This is a genomic window from Paenibacillus sp. SORGH_AS_0306 (assembly GCF_030819345.1).
Taxonomy (GTDB): Bacteria; Bacillota; Bacilli; order Paenibacillales; family Paenibacillaceae; genus Saccharibacillus; species Saccharibacillus kyungheensis.
In genome coordinates this window covers 2,313,495-2,332,052 of record NZ_JAUTBP010000001.1, presented here as the reverse complement: position 1 = coordinate 2,332,052, position 18,558 = coordinate 2,313,495, and the positions used below count along the sequence as shown (strand labels likewise).

The 18,558-nt window shown below is 38.1% G+C and carries 16 protein-coding genes; 12 read left to right on the top strand and 4 right to left on the bottom strand.

The window, feature by feature from the left end; genetic code table 11:
• Positions 1–22 precede the first annotated feature (22 nt).
• A complete protein-coding gene (locus tag QE450_RS10035) occupies positions 23–502 on the bottom strand; it encodes a hypothetical protein (RefSeq protein WP_307299006.1) in 480 nt (159 codons plus the stop codon).
• A 404-nt stretch (positions 503–906) separates the two neighbouring features.
• On the opposite strand from QE450_RS10035, the gene QE450_RS10030 reads away from it, so the two are divergent.
• Positions 907–3,018 (top strand): CBM35 domain-containing protein, encoded by a 2,112-nt coding sequence (locus QE450_RS10030; protein WP_307299003.1) that lies wholly within the window; start codon positions 907–909, stop codon positions 3,016–3,018.
• A 97-nt stretch (positions 3,019–3,115) separates the two neighbouring features.
• Here QE450_RS10030 and QE450_RS10025 read toward each other — a convergent pair whose 3' ends face one another.
• Positions 3,116–4,069 (bottom strand): AraC family transcriptional regulator, encoded by a 954-nt coding sequence (locus tag QE450_RS10025; protein WP_273612666.1) that lies wholly within the window; start codon positions 4,067–4,069, stop codon positions 3,116–3,118.
• A gap of 260 nt (positions 4,070–4,329) precedes the next feature.
• Here QE450_RS10025 and QE450_RS10020 point away from each other — a divergent pair, with 260 nt between their 5' ends.
• The 4 genes from QE450_RS10020 to QE450_RS10005 all read left to right on the top strand — a co-directional run bounded on the left by QE450_RS10020 (position 4,330) and on the right by QE450_RS10005 (position 8,763).
• On the top strand, positions 4,330–5,727 hold the full coding sequence (locus tag QE450_RS10020; protein ID WP_273612665.1) for a glycoside-pentoside-hexuronide (GPH):cation symporter: 1,398 nt from the start codon (positions 4,330–4,332) through the stop codon (positions 5,725–5,727).
• A 54-nt stretch (positions 5,728–5,781) separates the two neighbouring features.
• Positions 5,782–7,758, top strand: coding sequence for a glycoside hydrolase family 127 protein (locus tag QE450_RS10015; RefSeq protein WP_307299000.1), 1,977 nt, complete (start codon positions 5,782–5,784; stop codon positions 7,756–7,758).
• 25 nt (positions 7,759–7,783) lie between these two features.
• Complete coding sequence (locus tag QE450_RS10010) at positions 7,784–8,020, top strand: hypothetical protein (RefSeq protein ID WP_273612663.1); 237 nt, start codon at positions 7,784–7,786, stop codon at positions 8,018–8,020.
• Positions 8,021–8,292: 272 nt separating this feature from the next.
• Positions 8,293–8,763: a hypothetical protein gene (locus tag QE450_RS10005; protein WP_307298996.1), complete on the top strand. Its 471-nt coding sequence runs from the start codon at positions 8,293–8,295 to the stop codon at positions 8,761–8,763.
• Between the two features lie 117 nt (positions 8,764–8,880).
• Here the strand turns inward: QE450_RS10005 and lexA are convergent, their stop codons facing one another.
• A complete protein-coding gene (lexA, locus tag QE450_RS10000; RefSeq protein ID WP_069325997.1) occupies positions 8,881–9,507 on the bottom strand; it encodes a transcriptional repressor LexA in 627 nt (208 codons plus the stop codon).
• Positions 9,508–9,774: 267 nt separating this feature from the next.
• Here lexA and yneA point away from each other — a divergent pair, with 267 nt between their 5' ends.
• The 4 genes from yneA (at position 9,775) to QE450_RS09980 (ending at position 12,309) form a co-directional block, all read left to right on the top strand.
• Entirely contained in the window at positions 9,775–10,335 is a 561-nt protein-coding gene (gene yneA / locus QE450_RS09995; protein ID WP_273612661.1) for a cell division suppressor protein YneA, read from the top strand.
• Positions 10,336–10,504: 169 nt separating this feature from the next.
• A complete protein-coding gene (locus QE450_RS09990; RefSeq protein ID WP_307298991.1) occupies positions 10,505–10,705 on the top strand; it encodes a DUF896 domain-containing protein in 201 nt (66 codons plus the stop codon).
• A 192-nt stretch (positions 10,706–10,897) separates the two neighbouring features.
• Positions 10,898–11,419: a methyltransferase gene (locus QE450_RS09985; protein ID WP_273612659.1), complete on the top strand. Its 522-nt coding sequence runs from the start codon at positions 10,898–10,900 to the stop codon at positions 11,417–11,419.
• Positions 11,420–11,511: 92 nt separating this feature from the next.
• Positions 11,512–12,309 carry an HAD family hydrolase gene (locus QE450_RS09980; protein WP_307298987.1) on the top strand — a complete coding sequence of 266 codons (798 nt, stop codon included), beginning with the start codon at positions 11,512–11,514 and terminating at the stop codon, positions 12,307–12,309.
• A 100-nt stretch (positions 12,310–12,409) separates the two neighbouring features.
• On the opposite strand, the gene QE450_RS09975 is transcribed toward QE450_RS09980, so the two are convergent.
• The gene (locus QE450_RS09975; RefSeq protein ID WP_273612657.1) at positions 12,410–12,949 is read right to left on the bottom strand and encodes a cupin domain-containing protein; all 540 of its coding nucleotides are present in this window, start codon (positions 12,947–12,949) and stop codon (positions 12,410–12,412) included.
• A gap of 218 nt (positions 12,950–13,167) precedes the next feature.
• Between QE450_RS09975 and metH the strand changes: the two genes are divergently transcribed.
• The 3 genes from metH (at position 13,168) to QE450_RS09960 (ending at position 18,547) form a co-directional block, all read left to right on the top strand.
• Positions 13,168–16,608 carry a methionine synthase gene (gene metH, locus QE450_RS09970; RefSeq protein WP_301262058.1) on the top strand — a complete coding sequence of 1,147 codons (3,441 nt, stop codon included), beginning with the start codon at positions 13,168–13,170 and terminating at the stop codon, positions 16,606–16,608.
• A 103-nt stretch (positions 16,609–16,711) separates the two neighbouring features.
• On the top strand, positions 16,712–17,644 hold the full coding sequence (gene rnz / locus QE450_RS09965; RefSeq protein ID WP_307298984.1) for a ribonuclease Z: 933 nt from the start codon (positions 16,712–16,714) through the stop codon (positions 17,642–17,644).
• A 93-nt stretch (positions 17,645–17,737) separates the two neighbouring features.
• Positions 17,738–18,547: a TIGR01457 family HAD-type hydrolase gene (locus QE450_RS09960; protein ID WP_307298982.1), complete on the top strand. Its 810-nt coding sequence runs from the start codon at positions 17,738–17,740 to the stop codon at positions 18,545–18,547.
• The last annotated feature ends 11 nt before the right edge of the window (positions 18,548–18,558 follow it).

Here is an 18,558-nt window from a genome sequence, read left to right as displayed (position 1 = left end):
CCGTAATGGTCAGGAGTTCTTTTTATTGATGATAGTTTTTTCTCCAATCGATAAAAACTTGTTCATAATCAACTTGATCAGGAGCAGAAGTAGATAACTCTTTTTGTGTAACTATATCTTCAAATGTATCTCCATTAGTATCTATTCCTTGATCCCTAATAGAATATTCATGTAATTTTGCTCGCTCTTTCTCTAAAAATGTAGAATTATCAGTTAAATCATACATAGTATGATCTGGTTCTGGCATCTTCATATTGTTTAATTCTTTTTTTATATTCTCATTCGCCATGTTAAGTAAAACTTCTAAATCTTTATCATTTGGTTTATCAATCTTGGCTAATCTAAAATAATGAAGGGCAGCACGATAGTATTCATTTTTCATAGCTGATTTTCCAGAATTCATATTTTTGCTAAAATCATCTTCATTTTGTTGTCCTGTATTTGAGAGTGAAGAACAACCGCATAATGTAAATACAAATAACAAAATAACAACAAATTTCATATCAATTCTCCTACCTGTAATAGTATCCAATATATTACTTATAATAAACGATAACAATTAAAGTAGATAGGAGAATAAAACGGTAATTCTCTGAGTGATCATATAAGTAGATCTCTTAAATTGATCAAGCATGTGCAAAAGCCAAGTTTATAATATGAAAAAGTACAAATTATTTTCTGATATCCATTCCCCACATCACTTACATATCGCCACATCCTATCCAATAAGTCGGTAATTTACACTCTTCCTACGTTTTTTGGAGTTTACTCAGAAATGGAAAACCAATAACCTTATAGTGTAAGTTATAACTTGATCTAATCGATACCGACGGTGGCCACCGTATTTTGAAAGCGTTCTATTTTGCAGAATTAGTTTCAAAATATGATGAGAAAAGGTGATGAGAATTGAAAAAGTTAGCGGTTTTATTAAGTGGGGCACTTTTACTGACTGTTTTTCCTATTACACCTGCACCCGCTACAGCAGCAGTGCCAGCGACATTTACAGTAGATCTAGCTAACCAATATCGACCGGTTACTCATGTAGCTTCTGGTTCATTGTATGGATTAGCCGAAGAAGGTAGACCCGCAGACAATCTAATCGCTCCGACCAAGCCGAAAATGTTTACACAAATGGCTCCAAATGGTGGTCAATTGCCTAATGGTGAAACAACACCTATTGGCGATGCACTCAAAGTAGCACCGATCGCTGAACGGAATGGAGCGCAAGTGACGATACGGATGCCAGATATTTATCCGAATTTCCCGTATCAATGGGTAGGTTGGGACGATTGGTATCAAAAAGTAGATAGTATTGTAGATGCAAGATTGAAGTCAGGTGCTACAAATATATACGGCTATGAATTGTGGAATGAACCCGATGGTACATGGAATACCGGAGCAGCAGGTTCATTTAACGAAGGTTGGAAAAAAACATATTTGCGAGTCAAAGCTAAAGATAAAAACACCAAAATCATAGGACCAAGTATTACTCATTATAACGAAAGCTGGCTGAGAAACTTTTTGACGTATGCAAGAGATAATAATGTATTACCCGATATTATATCGTGGCACGAACTAGGAGCGCCGGAAGGTGAATATTTAGATGGCCCTGCACCGCAGTACATTTCGAATCATATGAAAGCTTATCGTGCTTTGGAAACGGAGCTAGGGATCAAGCATGTACCGATCAGTATTAACGAATATGGAGTCGTATCGGAACAAGCAGTTCCAGGCAATATGACGCGGTATATCGCTCAATTTGAACGTTCTGATGTGGATACAGCGAATATTGCATTTTGGTTCCGTCCAGGTCGTCTAAGCAACCTTGTGACAGACAAAGGAGCAGCTAATGGGGCATGGTGGTTATACAAATGGTATGGTGATATGTCCGGTCAGATGGCGATGACTACACCTGCTAATCCAACGGCTTTGGATCTAGATGGTATTGCTAGTGTAAATAATGCCAAACAACAAGCAGATGTGATCGTAGGCGGAGGAAATGGCAATCGAAATATAGTCGTTAAAGGATTCGCTTCATTACCGTATTTCTCAGGTAATGCTCATGTCAAAGTAGAAAGCACACCATGGTATGGAGTAGATACCGCAGTAAGTCAACCTACTAATGAATTTGAAGGTGATTTTACGATTGAAAATGGACAGATTTCTGTTCCGCTTAGTCAGTTAAAAGAATCTTCTGCTTATCGATTGGTGATTACTCCGGGCAAGCAATCATCGATCAGTCGTTATGAAGCAGAAAATGCAACTATTGTTTCAGCTAACATTTTTAACAACCCGAATGCTTCTAATCGGAAATATGTTGGTACGATAGACAATCAAGATAGTTCTGTTCAATTTACAGTAAATGCTCCTGTAGCTGGTAATTATAATCTGAAGATTGGATATGCGAATGGTACAAACGCTCAATCTACACAAGAATTAAGTGTCAATAATCAAGCATCTACAACTATTCAATATCCGACAACAGATGGTTGGTTATCTCAAGGAAATAGCAATACGCTTCAGACTTCAGTTTCTTTAAAAGCAGGTAGTAATACTTTGAAATTCAACAAAGGAAAAACAGGTTATGCAGAGCTTGATTATATCCAATTACAACCTGTAGGTGATTTCAAAGTAAGAGTAGAAGCCGAAGATGCTAAAATTAATGATGCGACAGTATCCAGAAGTTCATTTGCTTCTAATCGTCAATTTGTAGGCAAAATAGATAATCCAGATAGTTCTGTATCGTTCTCAGTCTATGCTCCAGCAAGTAAAACGTATAATATGGAGATCGGTTATGGTAATGGAACAACAGGAAACTCGACTCACAATCTATCGGTAAACAATCAAGCATCTACTGTTATTACGTATCCAAAAACAGGAGGTTGGATTGCGAATTTACCAAATGTAGGTACACGCCAAATCATGACGGTTCCTGTAACATTGAAGCAGGGAGAAAATACGATCGTATTTAAAAAAGGTACTAGCTATGCAGAACTTGATTATATTGAAGTGAAATAATTTTATTACAACATACAAAAACCTTGTTCACCCTATTCGATAACAGAATAGGAGAGCAAGGTTTTTGGTGTGAATTCTTATTGTTGTGATTGTTTATCTATTCAGTAAGAAGATGCTTAGGTATAGGAATATCAGGATCTACAGTCACTGTATTGATATACGTATTTGTATACGTATCACGGAACTGGGTAGGTGTCATCCCAACGTAATTTTTAAATAACTTCATCATATACTTCTCATCTCGAAAATGTAGTTCATAAGCAATTTCTTTGATCGAAGAATTCGTTGTGCATAATAATTCTTTGACCAGACTGAGCTTGAGTGTATTAATATAACGAATAGTGCTCATACCTAGATTTTTTTTGAATAAACGGGTTAAATGATCGGCATTAAAGCAGAACGTATCTGCTACTTTCTGTACGGTAAGATCATGATAAATATTCACCCGAATCCATTCTAAAATTTGCATAAACTTCTGATTGTATTCTTTGTGCAATAGTTCATTATGAATAAGAGGTTGTAGATACTTATCTGTTAATTCGATCATAAGTTCAGTCACCAGATAATCGACAGCATATGTGCTGTAATACGAAGTGTTAGATGTATCTAGAATCTGCTTCATCAAGATAATAGGCTTGTCGAGATAAGGTAATGAAAAGAAGTCAGGTAAGCATACATAAGGATTAATCTCATTTTTCTGTTCCGTAATCATAGTACCAAACAAATGATTGATAAATTCATCTCCTGATTCTGTTTTGGTAATATCTCGAGGAAAGAAATGTAACCAAAAAAAGCTAGCTCCTGCTGTGGAAGCTTGATAACCAAAATATTCGACATCTGGCTTAATCAATAACACGTCCCCATGCTTAATTTCATACTGTGTTTCTCCAACTTGAAGATAGACAATTTCTTTTAAGCCAATAATGATTTCGTAATCTTTTTCAAGCTTCATTTTTTTGTGTTGCCAGCCTTCATCACTTACAAATTGTCCACATTTAAAATAGGCAAGAGGACGCTCGATATTTATTTTTGAAATCGGTTTGAGCAGCATATGTAATCACTCCTTATCGAAAAGTCAGTTTTGGATAGGAAAAGTCGGATTTGTTAACCTTAGTCATATTCATTACGAATAACCTGCACTTTGAAGGTAGTATAGCACAATTTTATATGAAAATAATTAATTTTTTAAATATCTCAATGAGTCGGAAATAGAAACCTTTCCTACGAAATCCTAAGTTTATCTTCTTTTCGTAAGCGCTTACTATTAGATAAAGAAATCATCACTATTTGATTGAATCAGGAGGTTACATTATGGAGTCTACACCTCAATCTTCGCCAGAGCCTCAAACCACTCTTCTGAATGATAAAGTTCCTTTTCATCGCAGAATTAGTTATGCGCTCACAGATACAGGTGGCAATTTGTTGTACAGCATTATTGGTGCTTACTTGCTTTATTTTTATACCGATGTATTTGGCTTATCGGTTGGAGTAGCAGGTACTTTATTGTTGGTAACACGATTAGTGGATGCAGTAGATGCACCACTATGGGGGATTATTGTCGATCGTACCCGATCCAAGTATGGTCAAAGTCGTCCTTATTTTTTGTGGCTATGTTTTCCTTTTGCAGTATTTACAGTATTGACGTTTACCACTCCAAACTTGGATGGGACATGGAAAGTCGTTTATGCAGCGGTTACCTATATTTTAGCAGGGATAGCTTATACCGGAATTTCAACACCGATCACTTCGATTTTGCCAAATTTGAGTAGAAATACCGATGAGCGAGTAGTGTTGAACTCATTTCGGATGGTAGGTGGAAATGTTGGTAATTTTGCAGCAGTCACATTTACTTTGCCATTAGTCGCTTTTTTTGGAGCAGGTAATGATCAGAAAGGATTTTTTTGGACACTTTGTGTATTCGGGATAGTATCTATCATTATGTTTTTGATTGCTTTTGCTGATCTCAAAGAAATCAATACCGAAAAGATCAAAACTATTCCATTCAAATCAAGCTTTAAAGCGATGAAAGGTAACTGGCCCTGGATTATTTTAGTAATCGCTAATTTACTATTCTGGATCGCTTTAACGATTCGTACCTCTACATTAGTTTATTACTTTGAATACAATATCGGTCATAAAGAGTTAGTGCCATTGATCAACGGAATTTCAGTCATTCAAGTGATTGGTATGGTATTGATTCCGTTTATCGTAAAATTTTCTAACAAATATTCAACGATGATTTTTGGCTTTGTATTAGCTGTTTTGGGACAAATCGTACTCTTTTTTGCAGGAGATCATATCAGCTTTTTGATTGTCGGATGGATTATTGCTTGTATTGGATCAGGTATTGCTTGCTCTATGCCTTTTGCAATGTTATCGGACACTGTCGATTATGGCGAATGGAAGTCAGGTCTACGTGGAAGTGGTATTTTAACAGCAATCGGTAGTGCTTTTTGTATCAAAGCAGGTTCAGGATTAGGTGGATTTATTCCTACACAATTTATGTCATCTTTCGGTTATGTGCCTAATGTTGCGCAAAGTACACAATCATTATCAGGTATTCAATTTGTGTTTATCTGGTTACCTGCTATCGTATTTGCACTAGGAATTATTCCGATGTTATTTTATCGACGTTTTGAAAAAAATGAAGGCTATATTCGTAGACAGTTGTTAATTAAAGAACACCATGCTGAACCGCAAGTGAAATAAATATTCGGTTTATAGACGATCATAGAGTATCTACCATAGGAGGAGAGACATACGATGTCATTACATTTACAATCACTTACAATTACAGATCAATTCTGGTCTCATTATCGGGAGCTTGTCCGTACAGAAATGATTCCTTATCAATGGAATGTATTGAATGATAATGCTGATATTACGATCGAAAAAGAAAGAAATGATAACAGTATTCCGTCTGAAAAAAGTCATGCTATCGAAAACTTCAAGATTGCTGCTGGATTGAAGCAAGGTAATCACTATGGTTGGGTATTTCAGGACAGTGATGTATACAAATGGCTGGAAGCGGTGGCTTACTCATTATCTATTCATGCGGATACTGAATTACAAGAATTGGCTGACGGAGTGATTGATCTTATTGCTCTAGCGCAAGAAGAAGATGGTTATCTCAATACGTACTTCTCTATTGAAGAACCAGAGCGCAGATTCAAGAAGTTGGCTGAAAGTCACGAATTGTATTGTGCAGGTCATTTTATCGAAGCAGCAGTTGCTTATTATGAATCGACTCGTAATGAAAAAGCGCTCCAGATTGCTTGCCGATTAGCGGATTGTATAGATGCTTCTTTTGGCAAAGGAGAACATCAGATTCAAGGATACGACGGTCATGAAGAAATAGAGCTGGCGTTGACCAAATTATATTCACTGACAAAAGAACAACGTTATCTGAATCTGAGTCGCTATTTTCTGTATGAGCGAGGAACCGATACTACCTTTTTCGCCAGACAACAGACAGAAGACGCAGGAACCAAGCCAGTTATAGCAGGCATGAGTCATCGTCCACTAGAGTATTATCAAGCCCATCAACCGATTTTGGAACAACAGACCGCAGAAGGGCATGCTGTTAGACTTGTCTATATGTGTGCAGCTATGGCAGATGTTGCTTTATTAGCAGGCGATACCGCGATGTTAGAAGCTTGCCGACGCCTTTGGAAAAATATGATTACCAAACGTATGTATATTACTGGCGGTATAGGATCAACAGTAGACGGAGAAGCATTTACACTGGATTACGATTTGCCTAATGATACGATGTACTGTGAGACATGTGCTTCGATCGGATTGATTTTCTTTGCTTTTAATATGCTCAAAAATGAAGCACGTTCTGAATATGCCGATGTGTTAGAGCGAGCATTATATAATACAGCTATTGGCGGTATGGCACTGGATGGCAAACATTTTTTCTATGTGAATCCGTTAGAAGTACGTCCAGAGAACAGCCGTAAAGATCCAGGAAAAAGTCATGTGAAATTTACACGCCCCGAATGGTTCGGTTGTGCTTGCTGTCCACCGAATCTAGCAAGATTATTAACTTCACTTCATAAATATATGTATACGGTTCAATCAGAGCAAAAAGCGATATATACCAATCTATTTATTACAAGCACAGCAACATTAGAGATAGATCATCGCAAAGTACAGCTTGAACAAACAACGAATCTACCGTGGGAAGGTCATGTTTCGATTGTGACACAGACAGACCAACCAACTGCTTTTACATTGGCGCTCCGATTGCCTTACTGGGCAGATGATTATTCATTGATAGTCAATGGGGAGCATATAGAAGCGGAAAACATTAACGGATTTCTACACATTGATCGTGTATGGCAGTCTAATGACAAGATCGAGTTTATTTTACCGATGGAGATCAAACAATATACAGCACATCCGCTAGTCAGAGCAGATATTGGCAAAGTAGCTATAGGACGTGGCCCGTTTATTTATTGCGCTGAAGAAGTAGATAATGGAGAGCATTTGCATTTAATTCAGTTAAATAAAGATCAGACCTATCAATATACATTTGATCCACAGTTGCTAGGAGGGATAGGTACGATCCATGTAGAGGCACGTAAAAGAATCATTACTTCGCAGTGGGAAGATGTATTATATGCTTCTCAAGCAGCTACCACGTATGCTACTACAACATTACGACTTATTCCTTATTATTGCTGGGCTAACCGACAATCCGGTGAAATGCGTGTATGGCATAACCAAGCATAATCAACACTGACAAGGAGAGTGCCTGATGAAATCAAAAATGAGAATAGATCCTGAGAAATTTGCCTATACTGTCATTTCAAGTTATTCATCAGATAAAGATAATGCCGAAGCAGTGGCTAAAGACCATCTAGGTGTATTTTTAAATGCTTATTTTCTAGCTGAAAAGTTCAATACACTTGAAGCCCAATTGGCTGAAAAAGCAGAAAGTAAAGATTTCAAAGCATTACTTGCCAAACTAATGGATACAAAGCTATTTGGATAAATGTAGCTTACTATTAAAAAATATAAGATATTTAGTAATTATTTGGCATTAAAAGGTATCAATTTCCTATTATTAGGTTATGATGAAGAAATCATATAATGAATAAGAGGAGTGACGTTAGAAATCAAATAAAAAATTAAGAGTATATCAACAAAAAGTACCGTATTCAGCTTGTATAAAAGGCATCCAATAAGTAGTAGAGGGTTAGGTAAAGACGTTGCAATTTGGGTACTCAATATGTTCAGTCATTACAGTTAAAGGAGGTAGCAATTATGAGTTGGATTGAATCTGCGGTAATACGTGCACAGGAAGAGAAAGCAGAGAACGCAAAAGCTTTTTCATATTCTTTAAAAATTCATGAGCATTTTTTAGAATATTGTGAAAATTTATGGATGAAATTTTCTACCATTTTAGAAGAGATCAAAAAACATTTTAAAGAAGATTGCAGTATTCAGAAAGATGAAAATCAACTGATTATTACAATTGCTCTCGTTGTCATTACTATAACTGTAGTTAAAAAAAATGTAAGTGAACATTATTATGGAGAGGCTGATCTCAAATACAAATGCTCTCATGATTCTGGAAAACCTAAACTTGCGGTAGAATTATTGTACTTGAATCCAACAGAGCATCCTGTATGGATGTACAAAGTTTTACAAGGCAAAGAAGAGATTGAAGTTGCTTTTAGTGAAGTAGAAGCCGAACATGTAATTAAAACTGCATTGTGGAGATATGTACAATAATTACATTGTGCTGAATCTAAATAAATTAAATTATTCTCATATAAATAAGAAAAAGACCGCTACTAGAAAGTAGCGGTCTTTTTCTATCTTCTATGAACTGCAACGTACAGTAGTGATTTAGTGCAAGTTACGGAACAATCCTACAACTTTACCCAAAATCGTAACATGTGTCAGACGAAGTGGCTGATACATTGGATTTTCAGGTTGTAGACGAATATGATCTTTTTCTTTGTAGAACGTTTTGACAGTTGCTTCATCGTCTTCTGTCATGGCTACAACAATATCGCCATTATCAGCGGTCTGTTGTTGACGTACAATTACGTAGTCACCATTATAGATTCCTGCTTCAATCATACTGTCTCCAACTACAGAAAGCATAAATACTTGTCCTTCACCTGTAAAATTCTGTGGTAGAGGGAAGTAGTCTTCAATATGTTCTGTAGCTGTAATCGGAACACCGGCGGTTACTTTTCCAATAATAGGAACACGAGATACCGTTTGAGCGAAAAGAATATTACTTTCAGACTCTTCTTGACCCAACAACTCGATGGCACGAGGTTTGGTCGGGTCGCGTCGAATCAGTCCTTTTTTCTCCAAACGATCCAGATGACCATGTACAGTAGAACTAGAAGCAAGACCTACAGCTTCACCAATTTCACGTACAGATGGCGGGTAACCTTTAAGTTTGACTTCATTTCGGATAAATTCCAAAATGGCCTGTTGGCGACTTGAAACTTTTGACATACCTTATCAACCCCAATGCTAGTAACGTTTGGCAAAATTATAACATAGAACTACCGTTCGTACAAACATAAGTTCTAAAATTTGTATATTTATTTTGTTATTCATTACTTTTTGTAGTCTATTCATCGTATAAGAGGCATAATCTATAGTCTAAAAGGTGCAATAAAAAACACGAACGAAGGTTCGTAAAAAACTATTGAGTAAAACATATGTTCGTGTTATAGTGAATTTAAGAAAACAAGAACAAATGTTTGGAGCGTGATGACAATGTTAAAATATACTACATATCGTAGCATCCACAATCAATCTGAAGATGGTGAACAACAGATTGATACATCTGGATCAGATATACATCATACATCAACAAGTTATTCGGAGAAACAATCCCAGCAAGCAGCTATTCATGCCACACGAGCGGACAAAGATGTAGTGGTGGATGAGTGGACATATTTGCCGAATGTGCAAAAGATACGTAAGCCAGCTCAACCTAAAGGCAAAAAAACATTACGTCAAAAAACGCTACATCTTATTCAAAGCACAGCTCAAAAAGTGAAGTGGAAGTCTGGCGGACGTTTAATGGTATGTTTTGTGTTTGCAGGTGTATTATTATACGGCGGAGTGATTCATAACTTTGTAGTAGCAGACAAAGTAGAAGGCCCTGCACAAAAAGTTGTTGTTCATTCAGGGGATAGTCTTTGGAGTATCGCTAGTGAATACAAATCAGCCCAGACAGATACACGTGACTATATCGCTGAGATTCGTAGTGAGAATCAATTGACTACAAGTGAGATTCAAGCAGGCGATGTTCTGGTAATTCCTTACGATTGATTTACATGTTCTCTAAATATATTTATTGTATAAATGATATCACTAGATAAGCACATATATTCATTAAGTGGGATGAAAGTTTGTTAAGATATGTTGATCTTGACAAGCTTTTTTTTACATGTCAAAGTTAGTGATGGTCACAAGATGATTACTTACATGGAGGTTAGTTATGGATATCGATACACTCATTGCACGTATTAATGAATTAGCTCGTAAGAAAAAAAGTTCAGGTCTTACAGCCGAAGAAACTGTAGAGCGTGACGAGTTACGTGCTATTTATTTAAATAATATTCGCAGTAATTTCCGTCAACAACTAGATACGATTGAAATTGTAGATGATGTAGAACAATCGAATAACATCAAAAAATAGTCATCACTAGAATCATATAATAGCTTTAATAAATGCAAAGAAGTGAACTAACTGAAGGGTGCTCTAGCTGTTATTACAGAGAGCATCCTATTTTGCTATGGAAATTTAGGGCTTGTTCTGGCATGATAAGATAGAACGAAGTCTTCTGCTTTTGTTGTAAGGCTTACATTATCTATTAGGGGGAAACAAAGTATGTCCCGTTCCTGGGAAAGGCAAGTTCGACGCAATTCAAAGCAAGTTAATGCTGCACGTAGAAAGCAAGGTCAATCTTCTATCGGTGGCAAAACCAGTATTTCCGAATATACAGCGTATAAAGGAAGAAACATTGTTTTTCCAGCTGCTCTAATTATATTGGGAATTATTTATGCAGTGATGGGTATTATGTATCCAACAGCTGATGGTTTTAGCGTAATCTTTATCGTTACCGTAGCTTTGTACATTTTACTTGGCGTAATGCTTTATTTCCGCAAACCGTACTTGAAAATTGGCAGAGATTCATTGATCACTACCAAATTTAATCGTGATCGTCTGATCTCTTCTTCTCAAGTAAAAAGTATTCGCCTTCAAAAAGGATATGTAGTGATTGAACATAGCTCTAAAGGTGGAAGCTGGGTATTCTCACGCACATTAAACCGTTATGATACAGATGCAATGAGCGAGCATTTACGCACATTTGCTGCACAACACAAAATTTCGATTCAAGAAAAAGCTTAAGCTTTTTGGAGATCGATCGTTATATATGCTATCTAATCTAAATATCTATTATCATAATTAAAGTCATGATGATCGTTGAGGAGGTACAGGCAGTGAGTATTGAAGCGGTTTTGTTTGATCTAGATGATACGTTATTATGGGATGAACGCAGTATAGAAGAAGCTTTTGCAGAGACATGTCTTGTGGCTGAGCAAGCGACAGGTGTTGATCCTATAGCTTTGGAAGAAGCAGTACGCCGAGAAGCGAGAGCACTGTATGAATCCTATGAGACTTTTCCTTTTACACAATGGATTGGAATTAATCCGTTTGAAGGTTTGTGGGCTCAATTTTCCGCAGGCGAACAACCTGAATTCCGTCAATTGCAAAAGATTGCACCGACATATCGCAAAGAATCGTGGCGTAAAGGTCTAAGTGCAATGGGGATCGAAGATGAAGCTTTAGCACTCCAACTGTCTGATCGATTCGTACAAGAACGACGTAATCGTCCGCATATCTATGAAGAGACATTTCAGATTTTGGATGAATTACAAGGTAAGGTCAAGCTATTGTTGCTTACCAATGGTTGTCCGGCGTTACAACAAGAGAAGTTAGACGGTGTACCCAAGTTAGCTCCTTATTTTGATCAGATCGTTGTATCCGGTGCATTTGGTAAAGGTAAGCCTAATGCAGAGATTTTTGCACATGCACTTGAATTATTGGATGTGAAGCCAGAGCAAGCGTTGATGATCGGAGACAAACTGACTACAGATATCAAAGGTGCATTAGCAGCAGGAATCAAGTCGGTATGGGTGAACCGTAATGGTAAAGTCAACGATAGTGAGATTAAGCCAGACTACGAAATTACACGTTTAACCGATATTCATCAGATTACGGCTCAGTTGGTATCATAAACTATATTTTCACCAAATGAGTTCTTAGCCATATAGCTAAAAACATAACAAAAAATCCCTTGCCCGAGTAGATCGGTAAGGGATTTTGTTATTTCTATCATTAAGCTTTTTGGAAAGAGTTGTCTTCGAAAGGAACAGCGATCCAACCGTCTGTTTCTACAAACAAACGAACAGCTACAATTTTACGATTTTCAACCAGTGTAAAGAAGTGAGGTGTATTCTCAGGTACAGAGATAACATCACCTGGTTCTAATTCAACATCAAAGTATCCATGCTCAGGGCTTTTGATAATAAAAATACCATTACCTGATACAATCGCACGAATCTCATCTTCGGTATGGGTATGAATTTCTTCAAATTTAGCTAATTTAGCTTCCAGATCAGGTGTAGATTCAGATAAAGTGATCACGTCCCATGTACGGTAACCACGACGTGCTGAAAGGTCTTTGATTTCTGCTTCGTACGTATCTAAAACCGCTTGTTTTTGCTCATCTGTCAGTGTGAAGTTATCTTGCAATTCAGGAGCCAATTTGGAAGCATCCCATTTTTCATATACAACCTCATGTTTGTTCAAAAACTCCAGAACCTTGTCATCTCCAGCAATTCGTTCATTGGTATTTCTAATTCTGATTTCAGCCATCGGATTACCCTTCTTTCAATGTTTTTATGTTGTATTATAAAAGAAAAAGCGTTTTTTGTCGATACTTTCATTCAAACTTCATCTTATAGTTTAAATAAAAAATCTTCACTTTTATAATTACAAGTATAATACACTTATACATCACAAATAAGATTCTTTTCTAGTTAAAAGGTTTCTGTTAAACTAAAGCCTAACGTTTTGCGGGGAGGATCGAATAGATGAATAAGCCTGACCTACAAGAAAGACTTGAACAGCGTATTCTGATTTTGGATGGCGCTATGGGGACGATGATTCAACAAAGAGATTTAACGGCAGACGATTTTGGCAGTGATGATCTAGACGGTTGTAATGAAATACTGGTTCTAACACGTCCAGATGTTATTCAAGAAATTCATGAGCAATATTTAGCTGCTGGTGCAGATTTGATAGAAACGAATACATTTGGTGCCACCTCAGTAGTACTGGCTGAATACGATATTCAAGATCAAGCACGTGAATTAAATCTAGCAGCCGTTAAGCTTGCCCGAGCAGCTGTTGATAAATATAGTACAGCTGAACGTCCACGTTATGTTGTAGGCGCTATGGGACCTACAACCAAGACATTGTCTGTTACAGGCGGAGTCACTTTCGATGAACTGGTAGAGAGTTATCAGGAACAGGCAGTAGCTTTGATAGAAGGCGGCTCTGATGTACTTCTATTAGAAACCTCGCAAGATACACTGAACGTGAAAGCAGGTAGTATCGGTATCCGTAATGCGTTTAAGCAGACAGGAATAGAGCTACCTTTGATGATATCCGGTACGATCGAGCCGATGGGTACAACGCTTGCCGGACAAAATATAGAGTCTTTTTATATTTCATTAGAACATTTGAACCCGATTTCAGTAGGCTTGAATTGCGCGACCGGACCAGAATTTATGCGTGATCATATTCGTTCATTGTCTGAAATGGCAGGAGCGGCGGTTAGCTGTTATCCCAATGCAGGCTTACCTGATGAAAATGGGAATTATCATGAATCTCCAGAATCGTTAGGACGCAAAATGGCGGCTTTTGCTGAGCAAGGTTGGCTGAATATAGCAGGAGGCTGTTGCGGAACAACACCGGATCATATTCGTGTTATGGATGAATTATTATCTCAATATCCACCTCGTGCGATGATAGGTACACATCCACCTGCTTTGTCAGGGATAGAACCTGTTTATATTGAGCAAGACAATCGTCCTTATATGGTAGGAGAACGTACCAATGTTCTCGGTTCACGTAAATTTAAGCGATTGATTGTAGAAGGCAAATATGAAGAAGCATCTGAGATCGCTCGTGCTCAAGTAAAAAATGGTGCACAAGTCATCGATGTATGTGTACAAGATCCCGATCGTGATGAAACGTATGATATGGAGAAATTTTTAGATTTAGTCGTCAAAAAAGTTAAAGCTCCATTAATGATCGATACGACAGATGTAGCTGTTATTGATATCGCTCTTCGTTATTCGCAAGGGAAAGCAATTATTAACTCAATTAACCTTGAAGATGGGGAAGAAAAGTTTGAAGATGTGACCCCGCTTATCCATAAATACGGTGCAGCTGTAGTTGTAGGGACGATTGATGAACGAGGACAGGCGATAACAGCGCAAGATAAGTTAGAAGTCGCTAAGCGTTCGCAACAATTGTTAGTGAACAAATACGGACTTCAAACAGAAGATTTAATTTTCGATCCACTTGTATTTCCTGTCGGTACAGGAGATGAGCAGTATATTGGTTCTGCCAAAGAAACGATAGAAGGTATTCGCTTAATTAAGGAACAAGTTCCAGGTTGTCATACAATTTTGGGGATCAGTAATATATCGTTTGGTTTACCTGAAGCAGGACGTGAAGTGTTGAACTCTGTATTTTTGTACGAATGCACCAAAGCAGGTCTGGATTACGCGATCGTCAATACCGAGAAATTAGAACGGTATGCGTCTATTCCTGAACATGAGCGTCATTTAGCAGAAGAATTACTTTATAATACCAATGATGCTACATTAGCTGAATTTGTAGCTGCTTTTCGTAATAAAAAAGTAGAAAAGAAAGTGCAAGATTCTAATCTTACATTAGAAGAACGGCTTGCTTCTTATGTGGTAGAAGGAACCAAAGAAGGTTTACTGCCTGATTTGGAAAAAGCATTGCAAAAATACTCGTCCCTCGAAGTCATCAATGGTCCGCTGATGGCAGGGATGGAAGAAGTAGGACGACTATTCAATAATAATGAGCTAATCGTAGCTGAAGTATTGCAAAGTGCCGAGGTTATGAAAGCATCTGTTGCTTATCTGGAACAATTTATGGAGAAAAATGAATCGTCTGTGAAAGGTAAGATTTTACTGGCAACTGTCAAAGGCGATGTACATGATATCGGTAAAAATCTCGTCGAAATCATTTTATCCAATAATGGTTATAAAATTATCAATCTAGGGATCAAAGTCCCACCTGAACGTATTATCGAAGCGTATCGCAATGAAAAAGCAGATGCGATAGGTCTATCCGGTCTTTTGGTTAAATCTGCTCAGCAAATGATTACAACCGCGCAAGATTTACGTAGTGCAGGAATCGCTATTCCTATTATGGTAGGCGGAGCAGCGTTAACACGCAAATTCACCAAAAACCGGATACGACCGGAATATGAAGGTTTGGTATTATACGCCAAAGACGCTATGGATGGTCTCGATATTGCCAACCGTCTTATGAATCCTGAAAAGCGAGCGATTATTGAAGCAGAAGTGGCGGCTGAAAATGAGATCGATACAGCGGTAGCGGTAGAAGTAGCACCATTACCTGTGCTCACTCGCGCGGTTAAATCGGATATTGATCCGAATATGCCGATCTATCTTCCGCCTGATCTGGATCGCCATGTATTGCGTAATTATCCGCTTAGTCATATTTTACCGTATGTGAATATGCAGATGCTTCTTGGACATCATCTAGGACTTAAAGGATCGGTAGAGCAATTGTTAGCGAAGCAAGATCCGAAAGCAGTACAGCTCAAATCAGTTGTAGATGAAATATTGCAAAAAGCATTAACAGAGCATATTATTCAAGCGCATGGGATGTATCGCTTTTTCCCGGCTCAATCGAATGGGAACGATGTGATTGTATATGATCCAACAGATCATAGCCGAATTTTGCATACATTTACATTCCCGCGCCAACAAGTCGAGCCTTATCTCTGTCTAGCTGACTTTTTGAAGTCTGTAGAAAGTGGTATGATGGATTATGTAGGCTTTATGGTAGTTACTGCTGGTCAGGGAATTAGTGCACTGGCTTCAGAGTGGAAAGACAAAGGTGATTATCTGCGCTCCCATGTTCTTCAAGCAGTCGCATTAGAGACCGCAGAAGGGCTTGCAGAACGTGTTCATCATATGATGCGTGATAGTTGGGGATTCTCTGATCCGGCGACGATGACGATGAAACAGCGCTTAGGAGCACGTTATCAAGGGATTCGAGTATCATTTGGTTATCCAGCTTGCCCTGATTTAGAAGATCAAGGCCCTTTGTTTGCTTTGTTAAAGCCTGAAGATATCGGTGTCGAATTAACCGAAGGATTTATGATGGAACCGGAAGCTTCAGTATCAGCTATGGTATTTAGTCATCCGCAAGCTCGTTATTTTAATGTAGATAAAGCATAACTATAGATTGTATTGCATTATGTATCATCATTGCAGAATCCTCCGATAAATCGGGGGATTTTTGTTACGGAACCTGGCGAATACAGAAAGAAGGTAGAGAGAGATGGAATTGTACTTTTTGGGAACCAATGCAGGCGTTCCTACACTTCAGCGTAATGTGACCTCTATTGGATTACGAATGTATGAAGAACGCCGCGCATTATGGTTATTTGATTGTGGAGAAGGTACACAGCATCAAGTGTTACGTTCTTTGCTCAAATTAAGTAAATTAGAAAAGATTTTTATTACTCATTTGCATGGAGATCATTTATTTGGTCTACCCGGGCTATTATCGAGTCGTGCTTATCAAGGAGGAGTCACACCGCTTACGGTATATGGCCCTGTCGGATTAGAACGGTATATTCGAACTTCTCTAGAACTCAGTCAATCACGTATTGAATATGAACTGAATATCGTTGAACACGAAGGTGGCGTCGTTTTTGAAGACGATATGTTTCGTGTAGAATCAGCGTTATTAGAACACCGTATCGATAGTTACGGATATCGTATTATTGAAAAAGATCGTCCCGGACAATTGAATTTTGAAGTACTGAAACATCATGGCATTAAGCCAGGCCCTCTATATGGAAAATTAAAAAATGGAGGCAGTATCAAATTAGAAGATGGGCAAACATTACATTCTCATCAGGTCGTAGGCAAGCCGAAAAAAGGAAAAATCATTACAATTTTGGGAGATACAAGACCTTGTCCAAATGTAGGTGTATTAGCGCAAGATGCTGATGTGCTGGTGCATGAAGCTACGTTTTTGCAAGATATGGAAGAGACCGCTCACAATTATTATCACAGTACGACTTTACAAGCAGCTCATGCGGCTAAAGACGCGAATGTACAAGAATTGATCTTGACTCATTTTAGTTCCCGTTATAAAGATCGTGAACAGCTTGAACCATTGTTGCTTGAAGCCAAAAGTATATTTGAAAATACGTTATTGGCAGAAGAACATGTTTTATTTCCGATCACTTCGAAGTCGGTTTAAAGCATTTTGGTTGCGGCGATATAAGGATACCGTTTGCCTTATGCCGCAACTTTTTTTACAATGAAGATTGTGAGTGATAGAAAGGGTGTCTATATGACAACAAATCGTAAAGGATTACTGATTGATCTGGACGGTACATTGTATCATGGCGATACCGTTATTGAAGGAGCCAGTGTTTGGATTCAAGATTTACAGTCCAAGCAGATTCCTTATTTATTTGTTACAAATAACTCTTCTCGTACACCGCAAGGAGTGGCAGATCATCTGACTCATTTAGGTATTCCTGCTACTGCTGAACAAGTATGCACTTCTGCAATGGCAGCCGCTTATTATATTGCACAGCAATCGCCTGCGTCGAGTGTATATGTCATCGGAGAAGAAGGATTGAAGCAAGCGGTAACAGAACACAGGTGGTTACAATTAACAGAGGAACAGCCCGATTATGTCCTGCAAGGGATCGATCGTCAATTTACATATGAAAAGCTGACAAAGGCATTGCGCCTGATTGCAGGTGGGGCTACATTTGTTCTAACCAATCCCGACCTTCAGCTTCCTTCACATGATGGTTTGTTGCCAGGAGCAGGTACGATTGGTGCTTCTATTGTTGCTGCAACAGGGATAGAACCTGTTGTGATTGGCAAACCATCAGCCATTTTGATGGAATATGCATTAGAACGCTTAGGGTTACCTGCAAAGGATGCTATTGTAGTAGGCGATAATCTATTGACTGATATTGCTGCTGGGGCTTCTGCCGGTTGTGTGACAGTGCTGGTATTAAGCGGTATTACAACAACAGATAATATGTCTACACATGAAGCCAAAGCAGGGGTCAAAGCAGATATCATATGTCAAGATCTTGCCGAAGTAAGCTCGGCTCTTGGATTGTATTCATCATCCCATTAATTGATATAGAG

Bases quoted from the DNA above. Each gene is read 5' to 3' on its own strand.
- QE450_RS10035 (WP_307299006.1), bottom strand. From the start codon at position 502: ATGAAATTTGTTGTTATTTTGTTATTTGTATTTACATTATGCGGTTGT.
- QE450_RS10025 (WP_273612666.1), bottom strand. From the start codon at position 4,069: ATGCTGCTCAAACCGATTTCAAAAATAAATATCGAGCGTCCTCTTGCC.
- QE450_RS10020 (WP_273612665.1), top strand. From the start codon at position 4,330: ATGGAGTCTACACCTCAATCTTCGCCAGAGCCTCAAACCACTCTTCTG.
- QE450_RS10015 (WP_307299000.1), top strand. From the start codon at position 5,782: ATGTCATTACATTTACAATCACTTACAATTACAGATCAATTCTGGTCT.
- QE450_RS10010 (WP_273612663.1), top strand. From the start codon at position 7,784: ATGAAATCAAAAATGAGAATAGATCCTGAGAAATTTGCCTATACTGTC.
- QE450_RS10005 (WP_307298996.1), top strand. From the start codon at position 8,293: ATGAGTTGGATTGAATCTGCGGTAATACGTGCACAGGAAGAGAAAGCA.
- lexA (WP_069325997.1), bottom strand. From the start codon at position 9,507: ATGTCAAAAGTTTCAAGTCGCCAACAGGCCATTTTGGAATTTATCCGA.
- yneA (WP_273612661.1), top strand. From the start codon at position 9,775: ATGTTAAAATATACTACATATCGTAGCATCCACAATCAATCTGAAGAT.
- QE450_RS09990 (WP_307298991.1), top strand. From the start codon at position 10,505: ATGGATATCGATACACTCATTGCACGTATTAATGAATTAGCTCGTAAG.
- QE450_RS09985 (WP_273612659.1), top strand. From the start codon at position 10,898: ATGTCCCGTTCCTGGGAAAGGCAAGTTCGACGCAATTCAAAGCAAGTT.
- QE450_RS09975 (WP_273612657.1), bottom strand. From the start codon at position 12,949: ATGGCTGAAATCAGAATTAGAAATACCAATGAACGAATTGCTGGAGAT.
- metH (WP_301262058.1), top strand. From the start codon at position 13,168: ATGAATAAGCCTGACCTACAAGAAAGACTTGAACAGCGTATTCTGATT.
- rnz (WP_307298984.1), top strand. From the start codon at position 16,712: ATGGAATTGTACTTTTTGGGAACCAATGCAGGCGTTCCTACACTTCAG.
- QE450_RS09960 (WP_307298982.1), top strand. From the start codon at position 17,738: ATGACAACAAATCGTAAAGGATTACTGATTGATCTGGACGGTACATTG.